Raw genomic sequence first — 20,981 nt, forward strand, 5'->3', positions numbered from 1 at the left:
TCGGGCGGCATACAGCACCCCATACAGCCGCGCTACAACCGGGCGGTGAGCAGCCTTTCCAGCACCGGATCGCAGCGCGTCGCGGGATCGGCGAACAGTCCCGCGGCCTTGCCGGCGTCCGCCGCGGCACGCGGGTCGCCGAGGGCCGCGCGTGCTCTGGCGAGCTGGCGGAGGCAGGCGGCGTGGCCGTACGCGTCGCCGATCTTGGTGGTCAGCTCAAGGACGCGGGTCAGGTCGGCCACCGCCGCGGCCGGATCGCCCTGCCGCAGCCGGATCTCGGACCTGCTGAGCAGTACCTCCCACTGATCTTCCCGGTTGCCGGTCGCCTCGCAGCGGACCAGCGCCTCCGCCAGTACCGCCAGTGCCTTGTCCCGCTGATCGAGCAGGCAGTGGGCGCGGCCGAGCGCGGCCAGGGTGATGCTCTCGCCGTACAGGTCGCGATCGGCCCGCCGGATGGCCAGGCACCGTTCGAAGCGGTCCGCCGCCTCGGTGTGGCGGCCCAGCCGGAGCAGCACCTCGCCCAGGTTGTGCGAGACCAGTCCGACCCGGTTCGGCCGGTACGTCTCCAGCAGCAGCAGGCCCGCGCCGATGTGCTCGAAGGCCGCGTCGAGATCCCCGGTCTGCATGCACAGCCAGCCGAGATTGTGCAGCGCCAGCCCCTCCTCACCGCGCTCGCCCACGGCCCGCCAGAGGTCGAGCGCCCGGTGCAGGAGGGCGCGGGCCGCCTCGGGCCGGCCGGACTTCCACTCCAGCAGGCCCAGCGTCGCCAGCGTGGCCGCCTCCGCGGCACGGTCGCCGTCACGCCGCGCGACCTCGATGGCGAGCCGCGCGATGGTCTCGAGCTCCCGCCAGTAGCCGCTCTTCATCGCGATGGCCTTGATCAGTGCCGTCAGCTCGATGACGAAGCCGCCCTGCTCACCTTTCGCCGCCTGTACGACCGCCGCCACCAGGCACGGCAGCTCCGTGTCCAGCCACAGTAGGGCCGCGGCGAGATCCGGCAGGCCCACATCGGAGGCGTTCCCACCCCCGCTGACGGGCATCAAATGCGGTTGCAGCAGGGTCTGCAGCCGGCGGAGGCGATCGAGGTACCACTCCAGGGCCCGCCCGACAGCCCGCGTACGCTCGCGCGGCGCGTCATGGGCGGCGGCCAGCTCCGCGGCGAACAGCCGCAGCAGGTCGTGCATGCGAAACCGGCCGTCGCCGACCGGCTCCAGCAGCCGGGCCTCGGTCAGCTCGTCGAGCGCGGCCTCCGCAGTCGTCTGGTCGACGTCGGCCAGCGCGGCGGTGAGCTCGACGCCGGCCTCGGGCACCTCCAGCACGCCGAACGCCCGGAAGACCGCCTTCGCGGTGCTGGTCAGCGTCCCGTACCCGACCTCGAAGCAGGTTCGCACCCGCAGGTCGGCGGCCTGGAGCTCGTCCAGCCGCCGTTGCTGGTCGCCCAGCCGCTCGCCGAAGCGGGCCAGCGACCAGTCGGGCCGGCCCGCCAGCCGGGCACCGGCGATGCGCAGGGCCAGCGGATGGAAGCCGCACCAGCGGGCGATCTCCGCGGCCGCTCGCGCCTCGGCGCTCACCCGCTCGGGACCGGCCAGCAACCTCAGCAGGCGCACCGACTCCACCTCGTCGAGCATGCCGACGGCGATGGGCACGGCGTCCATGGTGGTCAGCGCGGCGCGACTGGTGACCAGCGCCGCGCAGCCGCCGCCCGCCGGCAGCAACGGCGCCACCTGGGCGGCGCCGACGGCGTTGTCGAGGACGACCAGGACGCGGCGGTCGGCCAGCAGCGACTGGTAGTGGGTGGCCGCCTCCGCCGGTGCCGCCGGGACGTCGCCGGGCGGCACTCCGAGCGCGCGCAGGAAACGGCCGAGCACCTCGGCCGGCCGCAACGGGGGCAGGCCCGGCGTGGATCCCTGGAGATCCACGTAGAGCTGGCCGTCGGGATAGCGGTCGGCCACGCTGTGCGCCACCGTCAGGGCGAGCGCCGACTTGCCCGCCCCACCGGGCCCGTGCAACGCCACCACGGGCGGGCTCGCCGCGTCGGGACCGTGCGGCGTCTCCACGGGCGGACCCGCGCCGGAACCGATCACGGCCGCGCCCGCCTCCCCGTACAGGACACTGTGCAGGTAGGCCCGCTCGGCCGAGCGGCCCACGAACGCCAGGGGCGCCCGGGGAAGCAGACGTGGGCGCGGGCGCCCGTCCGCGACGGGCACGGCCGCGGTGTCTCGGTCGGCCGCCAGCAGGGCGGTGTCCCTGCGCAGGATCGCCTGCTGCAGCAGGCGCAGGTCCGGCCCGGGATCGATGCCCAGCTCGTCGGCCAGGACCCGGCGGGCGGCCCCGAACGCGTCCAGCGCGCCGACCACGTCTCCGCAGCGATAGAGGGCCGTCATGAGCTGACCGTGCAGCCGCTCGCGCAGCGGATACTGGCGGATCACCTCGCGCAACCGCGCGGCCGCGAGCTCGTTCCTGCCGAGGGCGAGCTGGATGTCGGCGTGTTCCTCCACCACGCCCAGGTAGTGGTTGGTGAGGCGGGCGACCACCTCGCGCAGCGTGGGCCCGAGCGGCACGTCCTCCGCCGCCGTCCCTTCCCACAGGGCCAGGGCCTTGGTGAATGCCTCCCCGGCGGCGCTCGTGTCGCGCTTGGCCAGCGCCTGGCGGCCGCGCGCGGACAGAGCCTCGAACTCCAGAAGGTCGAGCTCCTCCGGTCCGGCCCGCAGCAGGTAGCCGACGTCGGAGGTGACCAGCCGCTCCTCATCCGGCAGCAGCTTGCGCAACTGCATGAGGTACGTACGCAGGTTCGCCACCGCGGAGCGGGGCGGCCGCTCGTCCCACACCTCCGCCACCAACGACCTGATCGGTACGACGTGACCCGCCCGGGCCAGCAGCATGGCGAGAACGGTACGTTGCTTGGGCGCCGTGATCCTGACCGGCGATCCGTTGACCTGGATCCGCATCGGCCCGAGAAGTCGAAACCGCACGATGTACCCGCTTTACAGCGGTGGCCCGCCCAACCGGCGCAGCGCGACACCGAGCAGGCGGTCGGCGTCGAAGAACCCGCGCTGCCGGGAGTCGACGCTGTCGATGTTGTCACCCAGGACGACCAGCGCGCCGGCGGGCACCCGGGCCACGCCGTCCCCGATCCCCGGGGGCACGGGGTCACCGGGTAACGCGACGGCGCGCTTGATGTTCCAGTGCCGGCCGTCCCGTCCCGGCGGTCCGAGCCCCGCGGCGGTGCGCGGCGGTTCGAGCACGACCACGTCGCCCGTGGTGACCTGGTCGATCCGGCGCCTGTGTACCAGAACCAGATCTCCGTCGGAGAGGGTCGGGGCCATGCTCGTCCCCTCGACCGTGACCACCACGTAGCGCCTTCGCGCCCACAGGGCGCCCGCCACCGCCGCCAGTACGAACCCACCGATGATCATCTTCATGGCGCTCTTCCACGGTCGGCCCTGCGAGGAATGGGACTTCTTTTGCGAAACGATCTACGTTGGGACGTGGCCCTGTCAAGGCGGCGGATTCTGGGGATTGGTCCATCGCGGGACCAATGGCACTCGTATTCGGGACTTCGGCCCCCTGTGGTCGGCCGCCTGTTTCGCGAGGCTGGAGCTGAGGTTCCAGTTCGAGAAGGGGTTGTGTGATGACCAGACGGATCGTGGTCGGCGTGGACGGGTCCGAGCCGGCGACAGCGGCGGTGCGGTGGGCCGCCGCCGACGCGCGGCGCAGGGGACTGGCCCTGCGGATCGTGCATGTCTGCGAGCCGTGGCCGTACGGGCTCGCCGCGTTCAGCGCGGAGTACTGCGCGGGCACGCTGGATGCCGCCGCCGACCGGGCGCGTGAGCTGGCGGGCGGCGTGGAGGTGACGACGGAACTGCACACCGGCAACCTGGTCGACGAGCTGATCGGCGAGTCGGCGGCGGCCGACAGCCTGGTGCTGGGCAGCAGAGGACTCGGCGGTTTCAGCGGCATGCTGCTCGGCTCGGTCGGCACCGCCGTCGCGGGGCACGCGTGGGGCCCGGTGGTGATCGTCCGCGGGCCCGGCCAGGAAGAGCACGGCCGGATCGTCATCGGCTATGACGGGTCGGAGGACTCCGAATTCGCCATGGAGTACGCCATCGAGCAGGCCCGCGCCCGCCACGCGCGGCTGCACGTCCTGTACGCCTGGCAACTGCCGATGGTCTCCCCGTACGCGGCCGCCTACGACAGCCTGCTGGACAACGCCTTCCAGCACGAGGTCCGTACGGCCGGCGAACGGGTGAGCCCCTGGCGCGAGAAGTACCCCGACATCGAGATCACCGACGAGCAACTGTGCGAGCACCCGGCCGGCGCCCTGATCAAGGCCGCGACCACGGCCGACCTGGTCGTCGTCGGGTCGCGTGGGCTGGGCGGATTCGCCTCGGTGGTGCTGGGCTCGGTCAGCCGCGCCGTGCTGCACCACGCCACGTGCCCGGTCGCGGTCGTACGGCCGCACCCGGACAGGCCATGAACGGCGACTCGCCGACCACGGGGGACGACGATGAGCGAAACGATCGTGGTCGGCGTGGACGGCTCGCCATCGGCCGGATCGGCGCTCGGCTGGGCCGCCGACGACGCCTCCCGCAGGGGACTTCCGCTGCGGATCGTGCTCGTGCGCGAACCCTGGGCGGCCGAGCGTCCGCCCACCGCGGCCAGTGACCGGCAGACGCTGACAGAGCGGTGCACGTATGTGCTCGACATGGCCGCCGACCAGGTACGGAGACTCATCCCCGAACTGGAGGTCTCGACGGCTCTGGTCACGGGCGCGGTGATCGAGCGGCTGAGGAGCGAGTCGGAGACGGCCGACAGCGTGGTGGTGGGCAGCAGAGGGCTCGGCGGATTCGCCGGACTGGTGCTGGGCTCGGTCGGGCTCGGCCTGGCGGGGCACGCGCGCGGCCCGGTGGTCGTCGTCCGGATGCCGGGCCCCGGCGGTCACGCGGAGATCGTGGTCGGCTTCGACGGCTCCCCGTTCGCGGAGTCGGCGCTGGAATACGCCCTGGAACAGGCCAGAGCGCGGCGCACGTTGGTTCGTGCGGTGTACGCCCGGCGGACACCGATGCTCGCTCCGCAGCCCACGGGGTACGGCCCGCTCCTGTCCGGGACGCTGGCCGATGAGGAGGCGGAGATCCGGCTGCGCCTGGCACCGTGGCGCGAGAAGTACGTCGACGTCGAGATGATCGAGTCGATCGTCCCGGGGCACCCGATCCCCGCCCTGTCCAGGGCGTCCGAGAGGGCGGCGCTCGTGGTGGTCGGATCGCGCGGACTGGGCGGCTTCGCCTCGGCGGCGCTCGGGTCGGTCAGCCACGGTGTCCTGCACCGGGCTCGCTGTCCGGTGGCCGTGGTGGGCGCTCCGAGGATCACGACGTGACCGACCATCCGAGGCCTCGGGCCGTCAGTCTCGCCGATCCGTCCGCAGTCGTGCCGAGAGTGCCGCCGCCTGGGTACGGCGTTGCATGTCGAGCTTGGACAGCAGGTTGGACACGTAGTTCTTGACCGTCTTCTCGGCCAGGAACATCCGCACGCCGATCTGCCGATTGGTCAGCCCCCCGCCGATCAGGTCGAGGATCTTGCGCTCCTGCTCCGACAGCGCCGCCAGCGGGTCCCTCCTGGCGGCCTGCTCCCGCAGCCGCTGCAGCATCGCCGTGGTGGTCTGCGGATCGAGCAGCGACTGCCCCGAGGCGACCGTACGCACGGCGCCGACCAGGTCGGAGCCGTGGATCTGTTTGAGCACGTACCCGGCGGCGCCCGCCATCACCGCCTCGAACAGCGCGTCGTCGTCGGCGTAGGAGGTCAGCATCAGGCACGCCAGCTCCGGCAGCCTGGAACGGGCCTCGCGGCACACGTCCACACCATTGCCATCCGGCAGCCGCACGTCCAGCACCGCCACGTCCGGCTTGAGCGCCGGAATACGGGCGATCGCCGACTCCGCGGTCCCGGCCTCGCCGATCACCTCTATGTCGTCCTCGGCGTCCAGCAGGGCGGCCACGCCGCGCCGTACCACTTCGTGATCGTCAACGAGGAACACCCGAATCATGCTCCGACGCTAACCGGCCAGGTCAACCACGGAATAGAGGCCAAAGTCCCAAAAGCGAGTGAAGACCAAAGCACTCAAGAGGCAGGACTTTCGCCCCTAGGAGGCATGGAGCTTCTGCTGTGGGATGCGAGGGGATGAGGCAGGGCAAAAACAGCAGGTGGCAGCCGGTGAACACGACAGGAACGGGTTAGATGAGCACCGACAGGACCGACCGAGCAGTCCCACGCGCCGATACCCGTCGGCCGACGCTGATGCTGGCGGTGGCGACCGTGGGATTCGCGGTGAACTTCTGGGCGTGGGCGCTGCTCAGCCCGCTGGGCCCGCGCTTCAAGGAACTGCTGGGACTGTCGGCGGCCCAGCAGGCGCTGCTGGTCGCGGTTCCGGTGATCGTCGGCTCGCTGGGCCGCATCCCGGTCGGGGCGCTGACCGACCGGTTCGGCGGCCGGGTGATGTTCCCGCTGATCTCGGCGGCCACCATCGTCCCGGTGCTGTTCATCGGCCTGGCCGGGCATGGCTCGCTGGTGGCGCTGCTGGTGGGCGGGTTCTTCCTGGGCATCGGCGGGACGGTGTTCGCGGTGGGGGTGCCCTTCGTCAGCGCCTGGTTCCCGCCCGAGCGCCGTGGCCTGGCCGTCGGTGTCTTCGGCATGGGGATGGGCGGCACCGCGATCAGCGCGCTGACCACGGTCAAGCTGGTCAGGACCGGCGGCTCGGCCACCCCGTTCCTGCTGACGGCGGCCGTGCTCGCCGTCTACGCGATGGTGGCCTGGTTCCTGCTGCGGGACGCTCCGGGCCGTACCGCGCCCGCCCAGTCGACCATGGCGCGGCTGGGCGCGGCCGTGCGCCTGCCGATCACCTGGCAGGCCTGCGTGCTGTACGCGGTGACGTTCGGCGGGTACGTCTCGTTCTCCGTCTACCTGCCGGTTTACCTGCAGTCGGCCTACGGCCTGGAGCAGGCCGACGCGGCCGACCGGATGGCCGGGTTCGTGATCCTGGCGGTCGCGGCGCGTCCCGTCGGCGGCTGGCTGTCGGACCGGATCGGGCCGATTCGGGTCCTGGCCGCCGTGTTCGCCGTCGTCGCGCTCTGCGCCACGGTCCTGGCGTTCACCCCGCCGCTGATGCCGCTGGGCACGGTCGCGTTCCTGACCATGGCCGCGGCGCTCGGCGCCGGCAGCGGGGCCACCTTCGCCCTGGTCGCGGTGGCGGCCCCGGCCGACAAGGTCGGCTCCGTCACGGGTCTGGTCGGCGCCGCCGGTGGGCTGGGCGGGTTCGTGCCGCCGGTGGAGATGGGGTTCGTCTACGGCCTGTTCGGCTCCTACGGGGTGGGCCTGGCCCTGCTGGCCGGAGTGTCGGTGCTGACGTTGGCGCTGACCGTCACCGCGGTGCGTGCCACGGCCAGGCGGCGCCCCGCCGCGCTACCGGTGCCGTTCGGACCGTCTTCCGAGGAAGCCCGATGACGAAGAGACTGCCGCGCAAGGCGTACGAGAAGGAGCTCTTCCGCCTGCAAGGAGAGCTGGTGAAGCTGCAGGAGTGGGTGCGCGTGCGAGGCCGGCGGGTGGTCGTGATCTTCGAGGGGAGGGACGCGGCGGGCAAGGGGAGCACGATCAAGCGGGTCTCCGAATACCTCAACCCGCGCGTGGCGCGCATCGCCGCGCTCCCGGCACCGACCGAGCGCGAGCGGTCGCAATGGTACTTCCAGCGCTACATCGAGCACCTGCCCGCCGCTGGGGAGATCGTGCTGTTCGACCGCAGCTGGTACAACCGCGCGGGTGTCGAACGGGTGATGGGATTCTGCACCCAGGAGGAATACACGCGATTCCTGCACCAGTGTCCGATCTTTGAACGGTTGCTGGTGGAGGACGGGATCCTGCTGCGCAAGTACTGGTTCTCGGTGAGCGATGAGGAGCAGGAGCGGCGCTTCCACGCCCGGCTGGCGGATCCGATGCGGCAGTGGAAGCTGTCGCCGATGGACCTGGAGTCGATCAATCGCTGGGAGGACTACTCCAGGGCCAAGGACGAGATGCTGGTGCACACCGACATCTCTGAGGCGCCGTGGTACGACGTGGAGAGCGAGGACAAGCGGCGAGCCAGGATCAACATGATGGCCCACCTGCTGTCCACGATCCCCTATGAGGAGGTACGGCGGGCGGAGCTGAAGATCCCGCACCGCCCGCCCGCCACCGGCTACCGGCGCCCGCCGCGCAGGCCGGAGACCTTCGTGCCGGACGCCGCGGCGGACCTCCGCTTGCCGTTCACCTGACGATCAAAGCGCTGATGGAGAGGCATGTCCGGTTTCGAGGAGCTAGATGAAGGAGCTGTGCGTATGGCGGGTATGGACGGGCCGGTCAGCGACGCCCTGCTGAGACTCGGCCGGCACCTGCGGCCCGGCGCGGTCTCCGGCGACCTGCGGACCCTGCACCAGATCGGCGGACGCCAAGGCGACGCGTTCTACCGCGACCGGTGGAGCCACGACAAGGTCGTCCGCTCCACCCACGGCGTCAACTGCACCGGCTCCTGCTCCTGGAAGGTGTACGTCAAGGACGGCGTGATCACCTGGGAGGCGCAGCAGACCGACTACCCCAGCGTGGGCGGCGACCGGCCCGAGTACGAGCCACGCGGCTGCCCGCGCGGGGCCGCCTTCTCCTGGTACACCTACTCGCCCACCCGGGTCCGTTTCCCGTACGCCAGGGGCGTCCTGGTGGAGATGTACCGGGAGGCGAAGGCGAGGCTGGGCGACCCGGTCGCCGCCTGGGCCGAGATCACCACAGACCCGGACAAGCGCCGCCGCTACCAGTCGGCCCGCGGCAAGGGCGGCCTGGTGCGCGTCACCTGGGACGAGGCATGCGAGATCATCGCCGCGGCGCACGTGCACACCATCAAGACCTACGGCCCCGACCGGGTGGCCGGTTTTTCCCCGATTCCGGCCATGTCGATGGCCTCGCACGCGGTGGGCGCCCGGTTCGTGTCGCTGATCGGCGGGGCGATGCTGTCGTTCTACGACTGGTACGCCGACCTGCCGGTGGCCTCCCCGCAGGTGTTCGGCGACCAGACGGACGTGCCGGAGTCGGCCGACTGGTGGGATGCCGCGTACCTGATGCTGTGGGGTTCGAACGTGCCGGTCACCCGCACGCCCGACGCCCACTACATGGCCGAGGCGCGCTACCGGGGCCAGAAGGTGGTGGTGCTCGCGCCCGACTACAACGACGCCGCCAAGTTCGCCGACGAGTGGCTGGCCCCGCACCCGGGCACGGACGGCGCGCTGGCCATGGCGATGGGGCAGGTGATCCTCAAGGAGTTCTTCGCCGACCGGCCGACGGCCGGCTTCACCGACTACGTCAAGCGCTTCACCGACCTGCCGTTCCTGGTCCGGCTGCGTGAGCGGGACGGATCGTACGTGCCGGACAAGTTCCTCACCGCGGCCGACCTGGGGCAGGAAGGGGAGGAGGCGGCGTTCGCCACGGTGCTGCTGGACGCGCGGACCGGCGAGCCGGTCGTGCCGAACGGCTCACTCGCCTTCCGCTACTCCGAGCGGGCGCGGGGCCGCTGGAACCTCGACCTGGGCGAGGTGGACCCGCTGCTGACCGTCCTGGGTGAGCGGGCGGTGCCGGTCGCCCTGCCGCGCTTCGACGGGCACGGCGACGGGGTGCTGGAGCGGGGCGTGCCGGTGCGGCGGGTGGGCGGTCATCTGGTCACCACGGTGTACGACCTGATGCTCGCCCAGTACGGGGTGGCCCGCGACGGGCTGCCGGGGCGCTGGCCGTCCGGCTACGACGATGCGGCGGAGCCGTACACCCCCGCCTGGCAGGAGGCGATCACCGGCGTGCCCGCCGCCAAAGCGGCCCGGATCGCCCGCGAGTTCGCGCGCAACGCGGAGGAGTCGGGCGGCCGGTCCATGATCGTCATGGGGGCGGGGACGAACCACTGGTTCCACTCCGACACCATCTACCGCTCGTTCCTGGCGCTGACCACGCTGACCGGCTGCCAGGGCGTCAACGGCGGTGGCTGGGCCCACTACGTCGGCCAGGAGAAGTGCCGGCCGATCACCGGCTGGGCGCAACTCGCCTTCGGCCTGGACTGGTCGCGGCCGCCACGCCAGATGATCGGCACCGCCTACTGGTACCTGCACACCGACCAGTGGCGCTACGACACCTACGCGGCCGATGTCCTCTCCTCGCCGCTCGGCGACGGCGCGTTCACCGGCAAGGCCACCGCCGACCTGCTGGCGCAGTCGGCGCGGCTGGGCTGGATGCCGTCGTACCCGACCTTCGACCGCAATCCGCTCGACCTGGCCGACGAGGTGGCCGCGGCGGGCGCGGAGGCGGGGCCGTACGTGGTCGAGCAGGTCGCCTCGGGCCGGCTCGGGTTCGCCTGCGAGGACCCCGACGCGCCCGCGAACTGGCCGCGCGTGCTGACCGTGTGGCGGGCCAACCTGCTCGGCTCCTCGGCCAAGGGCAACGAGTATTTCCTGCGCCATCTGCTGGGCACCGACTCGGCCGTGCGGGCCGAGGAGGCCGCGCCCGGACAGCGGCCGCGGAGCCTGACCTGGCCGGAGCGGGCGCCGCGCGGCAAGCTCGACCTGCTGCTGTCGCTGGACTTCCGGATGACCTCCACCACGTTGTTCTCCGACATCGTGCTGCCCGCCGCCACATGGTACGAGAAGCACGACCTGTCCTCGACGGACATGCACCCGTTCGTGCACGCCTTCACCCCGGCGATCGACCCGCCCTGGCAGACCCGCACCGACTTCGCGGCCTTCCACGCCATCGCCAAGGCCTTCAGCGCCCTGGCCAGGACCCACCTGGGAACCCGTACGGACGTGGTGGCCATGCCGCTGACGCACGACACACCCGACGAGCTGGCCACCCCGCACGGGCGGGTGCACGACTGGCGCGTGACGGGCCGGCCGCCCACTCCGGGACGCGACTTCCCCAAGATCGTCACGGTGGAGCGCGACTACGGAGCGGTGGCGGAGCGGATGGCCGCCCTTGGCCCGCTGCTGGAACGGCTCGGCGCCACGACCAAGGGGCTGACGTACGACGTTTCCGGCGAGATCGACCGGCTGAGCCGGATGACCGGCACCGTTCGCGGCGGCAGCGCCGAAGGCCGCCCATCCCTGGCCCGCGACAGCGACATGTGCGAGGCCATCCTGGCCCTGTCGGGCACCACCAACGGGCACCTGGCCGCCCAGGGGTTCGCCACGCTGGGCCGGCGTACCGGAACCTCCTTCGACGGGCTGGCCGACGAGCACAAGCAGATCACCTTCGCCGACACCCAGGCCCGGCCGGTGCCCGTGATCACCTCGCCGGAATGGTCGGGCAGCGAGACCGGCGGGCGGCGCTACTCGCCGTTCACCATCAACATCGAGCATCGCAAGCCCTGGCACACCCTTACCGGGCGCCAGCACTTCTACCTCGACCACGACTGGATCCACGAGGCCGGCGAGGCGCTGCCGACCTACCGGCCGCCGCTCGACATGACCGCGCTGTTCGGCGAGCCCGGCGTCGGCGACTCCGGGGCGGACGGCATCGCCGTGCGCTACCTCACCCCGCACTCGAAATGGTCCATCCACTCCGAATACCAGGACAACCTGCTCATGCTCACGCTCTCCCGAGGCGGGCCGACCATCTGGATGAGCCCGGCCGACGCCGCCAAGGCGAAGATCCGCGACAACGACTGGATCGAGGCGGTCAACCGCAACGGGGTCGTCGTGGCCCGCGCGGTCGTCTCCCACCGGATGCCCGAAGGCACCGTGTACATGTATCACGCGCAGGAACGCGTCGTGGACGTGCCCAAGAGCGAGACGTCGGGGCGGCGCGGCGGCATCCACAACTCCCTCACCCGCCTGCTGATCAAGCCCACCCATCTGATCGGCGGCTACGCCCAGCTGTCGTTCGCCTTCAACTACCTCGGGCCCACCGGCAACCAACGCGACGAGGTCACCGTGATCCGCCGCCGCTCTCAGGAGGTCGACTACTGATGCGGATCATGGGGCAGCTGGCCATGGTGATGAACCTCGACAAGTGCATCGGCTGCCACACCTGCTCGGTCACCTGCAAGCAGGCCTGGACCAACCGGGCCGGGGTCGAGTACGTCTGGTTCAACAACGTCGAGACCCGCCCCGGCCAGGGCTACCCACGCACTTACGAGGATCAGGAGACCTGGAAGGGCGGCTGGGAACTCAACCGGCGCGGCCGGCTCCGGCTGAAGGCGGGCGGGCGGCTGAAGAAACTGCTCACCATCTTCGCCAACCCGCTCATGCCCTCCATCCAGCAGTACTACGAGCCCTGGACCTACGACTACGACCGGCTCTTCTCGGCTCCCGCCTCCGAGGACACGCCCGTCGCCCGGCCCAGGTCGCTGATCACGGGCGAACACACGAAGATCACCTGGAGCGCGAACTGGGACGACAACCTCGCCGGCGGCCCTGAGCTCACCGCCGCCGACCCGGTTCTCCGTAAGCTGTCGGACCAGGTGAAGCTGGAGTTCGAGCAGGCGTTCATGTTCTACCTGCCGCGCATCTGCGAGCACTGCCTCAACCCCTCGTGCGTGGCCTCCTGCCCGTCCGGCGCGATGTACAAGCGCTCCGAGGACGGCATCGTCCTGGTCGACCAGGACCGCTGCCGCGGCTGGCGTATGTGCGTGACCGGCTGCCCGTACAAGAAGGTGTACTTCAACCACCGCACCGGCAAGGCGGAGAAGTGCACCTTCTGCTACCCGCGGGTCGAGGTCGGCATCCCCACGGTCTGCTCGGAGACGTGCGTGGGCCGCCTGCGCTACCTCGGCCTGCTGCTCTACGACGCAGACCGGGTCCTGGAGGCCGCCTCCGTCCCGGACGAGAAGGATCTGTACGAGGCGCACAAGAGCGTGCTGCTGGATCCGCGCGACCCCGAGGTGATCGCCGCCGCCCGGGCCGCGGGTATCCCCGAGGACTGGCTGGAGGCGGCCCGGAACTCCCCGATCCACCAGCTGATCTTCGAGTACGGCGTGGCCCTCCCGCTGCACCCGGAATACCGCACGATGCCGATGGTCTGGTACATCCCGCCGCTGTCGCCCGTGGTCGACGTCCTGGCGAACACCGGCCACGACGGCGAGGACGCCGGCAACCTGTTCGGCGCGATCGACGCCCTGCGCATCCCGATCGGCTACCTGGCCGAGCTGTTCACCGCCGGCGACCCCGGACCGGTGCGGGCCGCGCTGCGCCGCCTGGCCGCCATGCGCTCCTACATGCGCCGCCTCAACCTCGGCCAGGACCCCGACGAGTCGATCGCGGCCGCCGTGGGGATGAGCGGCCGGCAGGTCGAAGGCATGCACCGGCTGCTCGCCCTGGCCCCCTACGCCGAGCGGTACGTCATCCCCAAGGCCCACGCCGAGCAGGGCGCGCGACTGGAGGAGAGCGCCACCGGCTGCAGCCTCGACTACGAGGGCGGCCCCGGCATGAGCGGCCCGTTCGGCGAGTCCTCCGGTCTGCCCGACCCGGTGGCGGTGGAGAACTTCCACGCGCTGCGCGAGCGTCAGACCGGCGACGATCTGGAGGACGTCGGCGAGCTGCGCGGCCGCGTCAACCTCCTCAACTGGGACGGCAAGGGCACCCCTGAGGGGCTGTTCCCGAAGAGAAACCGGGACGGATCATGATGAGGGCTCTGGGAGATGGCGAACTGCGGACCGCCCACATGGTGGCCAGCGTGCTGCTCGGCTACCCCGACGAGCGGTTGTACGGCGCCCGCCGGGTGCTGGCCGAGGCGGTGATCACGCTGCCCGCCGGAGAGGTCCGCGACCGTCTGACCGCCTTCCTCGACCACGTCGCGAGCACCGCCCAGGCCGACCTGGCCGCCCATTACGTGGCGACCTTCGACCTCAAGCGGCGCTGCTGCCCGTACCTGACGTACTACGCCTACGGCGACACCCGTAAGCGCGGCGGGGCGCTGCTGCGTTTCAAGCACGCCCTGCGCGCCGCGGGCTTCGAGGTCGCCGATGGTGAGCTGCCCGACCACGTGGCGGTGGTGTGCGAGCTGTCGGCCCGCGGCGCCGTGCGGGAGGCCCGGCGCCTGCTGCGGGAGCACCGGGCGGGCCTGGAGCTCCTGCGCACGGCGCTGGAGGACGAGCGCTCGCCGTACGCCGACGTGGTGGCCGCCGTGACCGCCACGCTGCCCCCGGCCGGCCCGCGTGAGAAGGAGGCCGCGCTGCGGCTGGCGGCCGAGGGACCGCCCGCCGAGGAGGTCGGACTGGAGCCCTACGCCGTCATGGAGGCATCCCGGTGAACGCCGTCGACGTCCTGCTGTGGGTGGTGGCGCCCTACGTGGCGCTCACCGTGTTCGTGCTCGGCCACGTCTGGCGTTACCGATATGACAAGTTCGGCTGGACCACCCGCTCATCACAGATGTACGAGTCACGGCTGCTGCGCGTCGGCAGCCCGCTGTTCCACTTCGGCATCCTGGTCGTCCTGCTCGGCCACGTCGGCGGGCTGGTGATCCCCAAGAGCTGGACCGAGGCCGTAGGCGTGAGCGAGGCGGCCTACCACGCCGGCGCCGTCCTGCTCGGCACCGTCGCGGGCCTCGCCACCCTCGGCGGCCTGGCGATCCTCATCTACCGGCGCCGCACCGTCGGACCGGTGTTCACCGCCACCACCCGCAACGACAAGCTCATGTACCTGGTACTGAGCGCCACCATCGTGCTCGGCCTGGCCGCCACGGTGGCGGCCAATGTCATCGGCGGCGGCTACGACTATCGCACCACCATCTCACCCTGGTTCCGGTCGATCTTCTCCTTCAGCCCGGACCCCTTGCTGATGGCCGGCGCGCCCCTCCTGTTCCAGCTGCACGCCCTCAGCGCGCTGCTGCTGTTCGCCATCTGGCCGTTCACCCGGCTGGTGCACATGCTCACCGCGCCCGTCGGCTACCTGACCCGCCCTTACATCGTCTACCGCAGCCGCGCCGACCGGCCGACCGGCTCCCGTACGCCCTGGCGCCCCTGACCGAGGCGGACCGCGGGAGCGGCGAGGAGTGCCCTATGGCCGTGATCGATGGGACTTTGGCCTCTGGCCAGTAGCAGGCACACAGGCGGATCGTGGGGGCCATGGCGATCCGCGGCCTGACCAGGGAGAACGACATGACCATCGACATCGCGCTCGAGGCGGCGCGCTGGGCGCCGTCGGTGCACAACACCCAGCCCTGGACCTTCGCCGTCACGGGCCAGGAGATCGCCGTCCGGGCGAGCACCGATCGCAAACTGGCCCTGGAAGACCCTGGCGGCAGGGAAATGCTGATCAGCTGCGGGGCGGCCGTGTTCAACCTGCGTACCGCGCTGCACCAGGCCGGCCGCGAGCCGATCGTGCGGATCCTGCCCGATCCCGACCGGCCCTCGCTGCTGGCGACGGTTCGGCTGGGCGAGGCCGTCGAGCCTGACGAGCACACCAGCATGCTGGCCGGGCAGATCGAGGTGCGGCGTACGCACCGGGCGGGGTTCACCGAGACGCCCGTGCCCGAGCGGCTGGTGGCACAGTGGCAGCGCGAGGCCGCCACCGAGGGCGCGACCTTCACGCCGGTCGGGGCGCCCGCCGCCGTCCGGGCTCTGGCCGCGCTCACCGAGGCGGCCCAGGCCGTCCAGTCGCAGGACTGGCCCTTCACCCTCGAGGTCATGCGGTGGGCGCGCCCACCGGAAAGCACCCGAGGCGACGGCGTGCCCGCCGACGCCTACCCCAAGCAGCCGGGCGGCGAATTCGCCCAGCGCGACTACGCCCACCAGCGCCCCTGGGGCACCGACACCGACCAGCGCATGTCAAGCGCCACCGGTGTGGTGGCGCTGCTGACCACCCGCGAGGACACCCGCGAGGCCTGGCTGGCGGCCGGGCAGGCGCTGCAACACGTGCTGCTGCACGCCTCGGCCCAAGGGGTGAGCGCCGCCTTCCACACCCAGGTGCTGGAGGAGCCGCACCTACGCGACTTCCTCCGGCAGCGGATGTGCGCGGGCGCCTACCCGCAGATGCTCATGCGGCTCGGCATCGCCGCCGACGAGAGCCACGGGGTCCGCCGCCCGCTCACCGACCTGACCGACCCATGATCATCCGCCTGATCCATAGGGGTCAGGAGGACGAGGCGTCCTGGGGTTGGCGCGTGAGCCGAAGGAAGGTCTCCTCGACCTGGCGGGCGATGTCCGCCGCGGTCAGGCCGAGGCGGGCGAGCACGCGATCGCGGCCGGCGTGGTCGAGGAACGCCACTGGTACCCCGAAGTCACGCATGGGCACGTCGACCTCCGCGTCGCGCAGGGCCTGCGCGACGGCGGAGCCGACGCCGCCGGCCCGTACCCCGTCTTCCACCGTCAGCACCATGCGGTGCCGGGCGGCGAGGCCGGGCAGCAGGTCATCGACCGGCTTGACCCAGCGCGGGTCGACCACCGTCGCGGTGATGCCGTGATCGGCCAGGCGCTCGGCGACTCGCAGGCACAGCGGAGCCAGCGCGCCGACGGCCACGATCAGGACATCTGCCGCCGGTTCGGTGCCCGTGCTCCGGCGATCAACAGCGGCTTCCCGGAGCACGTCCATGCCGCCGATCCGCCCGATGGCCGGGATCGGGGCACCGACGCTTCCCTTCGGATAGCGAACCAGTGTGGGCGCGTCGTCCACGGCCAGCGCCTCGCGCAACTGTTCCCGCAGGCGTTCGCCGTCCCGGGGTGCCGCGATCCGCAGCCCCGGTACGACCTGGAGGACGGCCATGTCCCATACGCCGTTGTGAGAGGCGCCGTCGTCGCCGGTGATTCCCGCCCGGTCCAGGACGAACGTCACCCCGCACCGGTGCAGTGCCACATCCATCAGCAACTGGTCGAAACAACGGTTGGCGAATGTGGCGTACACGGCGACGACCGGATGCAGCCCGCCCGTGGCGAGTCCCGCCGCGGCGGTGGCGGCGTGTTGCTCGGCGATGCCCACGTCGAGGACCCTGTCGGGGTAGCGCTGGGCGAAGGGCTCCAGCCCGGTCGAGCGCAGCATCGCCGCCGTGATCGCCACCACGTCCGGTCGTTCGGCACCGATCCGCACCAGTTCCCCGGCGAACACCGAGGTCCAGTCCTCTCCGGCCACGCGCAGCGGCACGCCGGTGTCCGGATCGATCACCTTGACCTGGTGGAACCGCTCGTCGGACTGCTCGGCCGGCGGATAGCCGCGCCCCTTCTCCGTGATGCAGTGCACGATCACCGGACCGGAGAACTGTTTGGCCAGGTGCAGCGCCTGCTCCACCGCCGCCCGGTCGTGACCGTCGATCGGGCCGACGTACTTCAGGCCAAGGTCTTCGAACATACCCTGCGGCGCGACGAAGTCCTTGAGCCCCTTCTTGGCGCCGTGCAGAGCGTCGAACAACGGACGCCCGATCATCGGGGTGCGGTCGAGGATGTCCCGGGTACGCCGCAGGAACCGTTCGTAGCCGTCGGTGGTGCGCAGCGCCGCCAGGTGGGTGGCCAGGCCGCCGATCGTCGGTGAATAGGAGTGCTCGTTGTCGTTGACGACGATCACCAGCGGCAGCGACGGGTCGGCGGCGATGTTGTTCAGCGCCTCCCATGCCATCCCGCCGGTCAGGGCGCCGTCCCCGATCACGGCGACGACGTGGCGGTCGCGCCGACCGGTCAGACGGTCGGCCTTGGCCAGCCCGTACGCCCAGCTGAGAGCGGTCGAGGCGTGCTGGTTCTCCACGACGTCGTGCGGGGACTCCACCCGGCTCGGGTAGCCGGAAAGCCCGCCTTCCTGCCGCAATCGCGAGAAGTCCTGCCGCCCGGTCAGCAGTTTGTGCACGTACGCCTGGTGGCCGACGTCGAAGATGACGCGGTCGGTGGGGGAGTCGTAGACCCGGTGCAGGGCGATGGTCAGCTCCACGACGCCGAGGTTCGGCCCCAGATGGCCGCCCGTACGGGAGACCGCGTCGATCAAGAACTCACGGATCTCGGCGGCGAGCCGGTCCAGCTCCGCGGGGCTTAACCCGTTGAGATCCGCCGGACCGCTGATCGACGACAGAACGCTCATGGGAGGACCACTGCTCCTTCGCGAAGTCTTCTTACCCTCAAGCGGCGGCCCTCAAGTGGTGGGCCCGCGCTGCGGCTCGCCGCCCGACGACCAGTCACCCGGAATGTGCGACAGGTGCCGGCGCATCAGCTCTTCGGCGAGCGCACGGTCGCCCTTCAGGACCGCCGCCAGCAACGGACGGTGCTCCGCCGCGGAGCGGGCCAGGTCGCCGTCCGCGGTGAGGCGGCGCAGGTTGTACAGGCGGGTCTGGTCGCGCAGGCACGCCACCGAGTCGACCAGTCGCCGGTTCCCGGTCGCCTCCAGCAGCAGGAGGTGAAAGTCGCGATCGGCCTGAAGGTTGCCGGGCAGATCGTGCTCCTCGGCCGTCCGCTCGATGACGTCGACGAGTTGCGACAGCCGCTCCACACGATCCCCCAAGCCCAACTCGGCCGCCCGGCCCGCCCCGGGCGCCTCGAGCATCATGCGCAGCTCGAAGATCTCGGTGAAGTCCTGCTCGGTGAAGGACACGACACGGAATCCCCGATTGGGCAGCGCCTCCAGCAGGCCCTCATCGACCAGGGCGAGCATCGCCTCGCGTACCGGACTCGTGGACACCCCGAGCTCTGTCGCCAGTGACGCCGCCGAATACACCTCGCCCGGCTCCAGTGAGCCCGTGACCAGTGCCTCCCTCAGCACCGACAGCGCCTGATCGCGCAGACTCGTCCGCTGCAGGGAAGCACCCGTCAAGACCATCTCAGTACTATATCACCGATTAGCCGTCACGCCTCATAGGCCACCGGGGCTGTTCGAGGGAGCTTTACCGATCGATCGTGCGGGCAGAAGCTGCGAGTATGAGCGATGGATCGGTGATGCCGTCCATGCGGCTGGACGAGCTGCTGGCTGAGCTGCAGGTGCGGCTGAACGCTGTGCTCGCCACGCGCGACCGCGTGCACGCGCTGCTGGACGCGGTGGTGTCGGTGGGCAGCGATCTCGATCTGGAAACGGTGCTGCGGCGGATCGTGGAGACCGCAACCAACCTGGTGGACGCCAGTTACGGCGCACTGGGGGTGATCGGCCATGAGAGCACGCTGATCGAGTTCATACCCGTGGGATTGACCGAGGAAGAGATCGCCAAGATCGAACACTGGCCGCACGGGCTCGGCCTGCTCGGATTGTTGATCAAGGATGCCCGGCCGCTGCGACTGGCGCGGATCGCCGATCACCCGGAGTCCTACGGTTTCCCGCCCGGCCATCCGCCCATGGGCACCTTCCTGGGCGTGCCGATCCGGATGCGTGAGGAGGTGTTCGGCAACCTCTACCTGACGGAGAAGCGGGGTGGCGGAGAGTTCGACGAGGAGGATGAGGCCGTCGTCATCGCCCTGGCCACCGCGGCGGGCGTGGCGGTGGAGAACGCGCGTTTGTACGAGCAGACCCGGCGGCGGGAGAAGTGGCTGCGGGCCTCCTCGGAGATCACCACCAGCCTGCTGTCCGGCACCGATCCGCGCGACGTCCTCGTCATACTGACCAGCAAGGCCAAGGAGATGACGGATGCCGACCTGGTCGAGCTGATGGTGCCCGCCGACGGCGGCACCCGGCTGGTAGTGGAGATCGCCGAGGGCGACCGGGCGGGCGAGCTGCTGGGCACCTCGTGCGCGGTGGCAACGACGATGGCGGGTGAGGTCTACACCCGCGGCGAGTCGCTCACCGAGGGCGACATGCGGCTGCTGGTGCCCTTGGGCGCGCCGCCTTCGGTACGCGGGGTGGTCGCCATGAGCAAGCGCTCGGGGCGGCTGCCGTTCAGCGAGGCCGACGGCCACATGCTGGGGGCCTTCGCGGGCCAGGCGGCCATCGCGGTGGAGCTGGCCGAGGTGCGTCGCGCCGCGGAGCGGCTCAGCCTGCTGGAAGACCGCGACAGGATCGCCAGGGACCTGCACGACGTGGTGATCCAGCGGCTGTTCGCGGTGGCCATGACGCTGATGGGCGCCGTCAGGCTGATCGAGCGTCCCGAGGCCACGAGCAGGGTCCAGCACGCGGTCGACGAGCTGGACGAGACGATCCGGCAGATCCGAGCCAGCATCTTCGCCCTTCAGGGCTCGGGGACGAGCGGGCTGCGCGGTCAGGTCGCCGAGCTCGTCGACGGGGCCGCCGCGCACCTGGGCTTCCGTCCCGGACTGCGTCTGGAGGGGCAGCTCGACACACTGGTCAGCCAATCCGTGGCCGAGCAGGTGACGGCCGTGCTGCGCGAGGCCCTGTCCAACCTGGTACGTCATGCCAAGGCGACCAAGGCCGACATCCTGCTGGAGGCGGCGGCCGGCCGGCTTACCCTGGTCGTCACCGACAACGGGGTGGGTATCGAGCCTGATGGCCGGCGCAGCGGGCTGGCCAACCTGGAGGAGCGTGCCACCCGGCTGGGCGGCACGTTCACCGTCGATTCACCCGAGGGTGGCGGAACCCGGCTCAGCTGGTCGGTCTCACTGTGATGCGGCGGCCGGAAACCTGCTCGGCCGCCACCATGATGTAGTGGTCATGGTTCCCCGGCGTCCACGGCACCAGGGGGAGCTGTGCGAGGCGGGCCATCTCCTCGGGCTCGTGTACGGCTCGCGCGTGCCCGACCGCGGTCACGGACCAGCCGGTCCGCGCGTCGGGGTCGAACTCGTCGGCTTCGAAGGCGACCACGCTCCGCTGGGTGGCCGCGGCCAGCTTGGAGCCGACGGAGGTGCGGATCACGATGTGCTCGCCGTACAGGCAGAAGTTGACCGGCTGGACGGCGGGCAGGGCTCGGTCGGTGAAGACGATCCGGCCGATCCGCGCCGTGTCCAGCAGGTCGAGGCACTCCTGGCGAGAGAGCACCTGCAGGCCGGACGCGTCTAGTTGCATGCTTCCCAGCATCAGCGGATCGGGGAGGGGACGTTAGGGTCTTTCGTCCTTGTTTCGCGGCCGTGCGGCCAGGACCACCGTCCT

Annotated in this window: 16 protein-coding genes; 10 read left to right on the forward strand and 6 right to left on the reverse strand. The window is 71.1% G+C overall.

Features of this window, described 5'->3' with window-relative positions; genetic code table 11:
- Positions 1-32 precede the first annotated feature (32 nt).
- Positions 33-2,972, reverse strand: coding sequence for a BTAD domain-containing putative transcriptional regulator (locus AB0L53_RS47740; RefSeq protein WP_364009942.1), 2,940 nt, complete (start codon positions 2,970-2,972; stop codon positions 33-35).
- A 12-nt stretch (positions 2,973-2,984) separates the two neighbouring features.
- On the reverse strand, positions 2,985-3,422 hold the full coding sequence (locus tag AB0L53_RS47745) for a S26 family signal peptidase (protein ID WP_364009945.1): 438 nt from the start codon (positions 3,420-3,422) through the stop codon (positions 2,985-2,987).
- 209 nt (positions 3,423-3,631) lie between these two features.
- Here AB0L53_RS47745 and AB0L53_RS47750 point away from each other — a divergent pair, with 209 nt between their 5' ends.
- A complete protein-coding gene (locus AB0L53_RS47750; protein WP_364009947.1) occupies positions 3,632-4,477 on the forward strand; it encodes a universal stress protein in 846 nt (281 codons plus the stop codon).
- 30 nt (positions 4,478-4,507) lie between these two features.
- Positions 4,508-5,374 carry a universal stress protein gene (locus AB0L53_RS47755; RefSeq protein ID WP_364009950.1) on the forward strand — a complete coding sequence of 289 codons (867 nt, stop codon included), beginning with the start codon at positions 4,508-4,510 and terminating at the stop codon, positions 5,372-5,374.
- A gap of 24 nt (positions 5,375-5,398) precedes the next feature.
- On the opposite strand, the gene AB0L53_RS47760 is transcribed toward AB0L53_RS47755, so the two are convergent.
- On the reverse strand, positions 5,399-6,040 hold the full coding sequence (locus tag AB0L53_RS47760; protein WP_364009953.1) for a response regulator transcription factor: 642 nt from the start codon (positions 6,038-6,040) through the stop codon (positions 5,399-5,401).
- A 191-nt stretch (positions 6,041-6,231) separates the two neighbouring features.
- Between AB0L53_RS47760 and AB0L53_RS47765 the strand changes: the two genes are divergently transcribed.
- From AB0L53_RS47765 to AB0L53_RS47795, 7 genes are all read left to right on the forward strand, one after another.
- Positions 6,232-7,494, forward strand: coding sequence for an MFS transporter (locus AB0L53_RS47765; protein ID WP_364009955.1), 1,263 nt, complete (start codon positions 6,232-6,234; stop codon positions 7,492-7,494).
- Positions 7,491-8,297, forward strand: a complete 807-nt coding sequence (gene ppk2, locus AB0L53_RS47770) for a polyphosphate kinase 2 (RefSeq protein ID WP_364009958.1) — start codon at positions 7,491-7,493, stop codon at positions 8,295-8,297. The genes AB0L53_RS47765 and ppk2 overlap by 4 nt, the downstream gene beginning before the upstream one ends.
- A gap of 63 nt (positions 8,298-8,360) precedes the next feature.
- A complete protein-coding gene (locus AB0L53_RS47775; RefSeq protein ID WP_364009961.1) occupies positions 8,361-12,014 on the forward strand; it encodes a nitrate reductase subunit alpha in 3,654 nt (1,217 codons plus the stop codon).
- The gene (gene narH, locus AB0L53_RS47780; protein ID WP_364009963.1) at positions 12,014-13,669 is read left to right on the forward strand and encodes a nitrate reductase subunit beta; all 1,656 of its coding nucleotides are present in this window, start codon (positions 12,014-12,016) and stop codon (positions 13,667-13,669) included. Before AB0L53_RS47775 ends, narH begins: the two co-directional genes overlap by 1 nt.
- The gene (gene narJ / locus AB0L53_RS47785; RefSeq protein WP_364009966.1) at positions 13,666-14,295 is read left to right on the forward strand and encodes a nitrate reductase molybdenum cofactor assembly chaperone; all 630 of its coding nucleotides are present in this window, start codon (positions 13,666-13,668) and stop codon (positions 14,293-14,295) included. Before narH ends, narJ begins: the two co-directional genes overlap by 4 nt.
- A complete protein-coding gene (gene narI / locus AB0L53_RS47790) occupies positions 14,292-15,008 on the forward strand; it encodes a respiratory nitrate reductase subunit gamma (protein ID WP_364009968.1) in 717 nt (238 codons plus the stop codon). The genes narJ and narI overlap by 4 nt, the downstream gene beginning before the upstream one ends.
- Before the next feature lie 101 nt (positions 15,009-15,109).
- On the forward strand, positions 15,110-16,093 hold the full coding sequence (locus AB0L53_RS47795) for a hypothetical protein (RefSeq protein ID WP_364009971.1): 984 nt from the start codon (positions 15,110-15,112) through the stop codon (positions 16,091-16,093).
- Between the two features lie 22 nt (positions 16,094-16,115).
- Here AB0L53_RS47795 and dxs read toward each other — a convergent pair whose 3' ends face one another.
- Complete coding sequence (gene dxs, locus AB0L53_RS47800) at positions 16,116-18,041, reverse strand: 1-deoxy-D-xylulose-5-phosphate synthase (protein ID WP_364009973.1); 1,926 nt, start codon at positions 18,039-18,041, stop codon at positions 16,116-16,118.
- A 51-nt stretch (positions 18,042-18,092) separates the two neighbouring features.
- The gene (locus AB0L53_RS47805) at positions 18,093-18,773 is read right to left on the reverse strand and encodes a GntR family transcriptional regulator (RefSeq protein WP_364009976.1); all 681 of its coding nucleotides are present in this window, start codon (positions 18,771-18,773) and stop codon (positions 18,093-18,095) included.
- Positions 18,774-18,871: 98 nt separating this feature from the next.
- Here AB0L53_RS47805 and AB0L53_RS47810 point away from each other — a divergent pair, with 98 nt between their 5' ends.
- Positions 18,872-20,500, forward strand: coding sequence for a GAF domain-containing protein (locus AB0L53_RS47810; protein ID WP_364009979.1), 1,629 nt, complete (start codon positions 18,872-18,874; stop codon positions 20,498-20,500).
- On the opposite strand, the gene AB0L53_RS47815 is transcribed toward AB0L53_RS47810, so the two are convergent.
- Positions 20,478-20,897, reverse strand: coding sequence for a pyridoxamine 5'-phosphate oxidase family protein (locus AB0L53_RS47815; RefSeq protein ID WP_364009981.1), 420 nt, complete (start codon positions 20,895-20,897; stop codon positions 20,478-20,480). The two genes, AB0L53_RS47810 and AB0L53_RS47815, sit on opposite strands and share 23 nt — an antisense overlap.
- Positions 20,898-20,981 lie beyond the last annotated feature (84 nt).

The organism is Nonomuraea sp. NPDC052129 (assembly GCF_040680095.1).
GTDB lineage: Bacteria > Actinomycetota > Actinomycetes > Streptosporangiales > Streptosporangiaceae > Nonomuraea.

Bases quoted from the DNA above. Each gene is read 5' to 3' on its own strand.
- AB0L53_RS47745 (WP_364009945.1), bottom strand. From the start codon at position 3,422: ATGAAGATGATCATCGGTGGGTTCGTACTGGCGGCGGTGGCGGGCGCC.
- AB0L53_RS47750 (WP_364009947.1), top strand. From the start codon at position 3,632: ATGACCAGACGGATCGTGGTCGGCGTGGACGGGTCCGAGCCGGCGACA.
- AB0L53_RS47755 (WP_364009950.1), top strand. From the start codon at position 4,508: ATGAGCGAAACGATCGTGGTCGGCGTGGACGGCTCGCCATCGGCCGGA.
- AB0L53_RS47760 (WP_364009953.1), bottom strand. From the start codon at position 6,040: ATGATTCGGGTGTTCCTCGTTGACGATCACGAAGTGGTACGGCGCGGC.
- AB0L53_RS47765 (WP_364009955.1), top strand. From the start codon at position 6,232: ATGAGCACCGACAGGACCGACCGAGCAGTCCCACGCGCCGATACCCGT.
- ppk2 (WP_364009958.1), top strand. From the start codon at position 7,491: ATGACGAAGAGACTGCCGCGCAAGGCGTACGAGAAGGAGCTCTTCCGC.
- AB0L53_RS47775 (WP_364009961.1), top strand. From the start codon at position 8,361: ATGGCGGGTATGGACGGGCCGGTCAGCGACGCCCTGCTGAGACTCGGC.
- narH (WP_364009963.1), top strand. From the start codon at position 12,014: ATGCGGATCATGGGGCAGCTGGCCATGGTGATGAACCTCGACAAGTGC.
- narJ (WP_364009966.1), top strand. From the start codon at position 13,666: ATGATGAGGGCTCTGGGAGATGGCGAACTGCGGACCGCCCACATGGTG.
- AB0L53_RS47795 (WP_364009971.1), top strand. From the start codon at position 15,110: ATGGCGATCCGCGGCCTGACCAGGGAGAACGACATGACCATCGACATC.
- dxs (WP_364009973.1), bottom strand. From the start codon at position 18,041: ATGAGCGTTCTGTCGTCGATCAGCGGTCCGGCGGATCTCAACGGGTTA.
- AB0L53_RS47805 (WP_364009976.1), bottom strand. From the start codon at position 18,773: ATGGTCTTGACGGGTGCTTCCCTGCAGCGGACGAGTCTGCGCGATCAG.
- AB0L53_RS47810 (WP_364009979.1), top strand. From the start codon at position 18,872: ATGAGCGATGGATCGGTGATGCCGTCCATGCGGCTGGACGAGCTGCTG.
- AB0L53_RS47815 (WP_364009981.1), bottom strand. From the start codon at position 20,897: ATGCAACTAGACGCGTCCGGCCTGCAGGTGCTCTCTCGCCAGGAGTGC.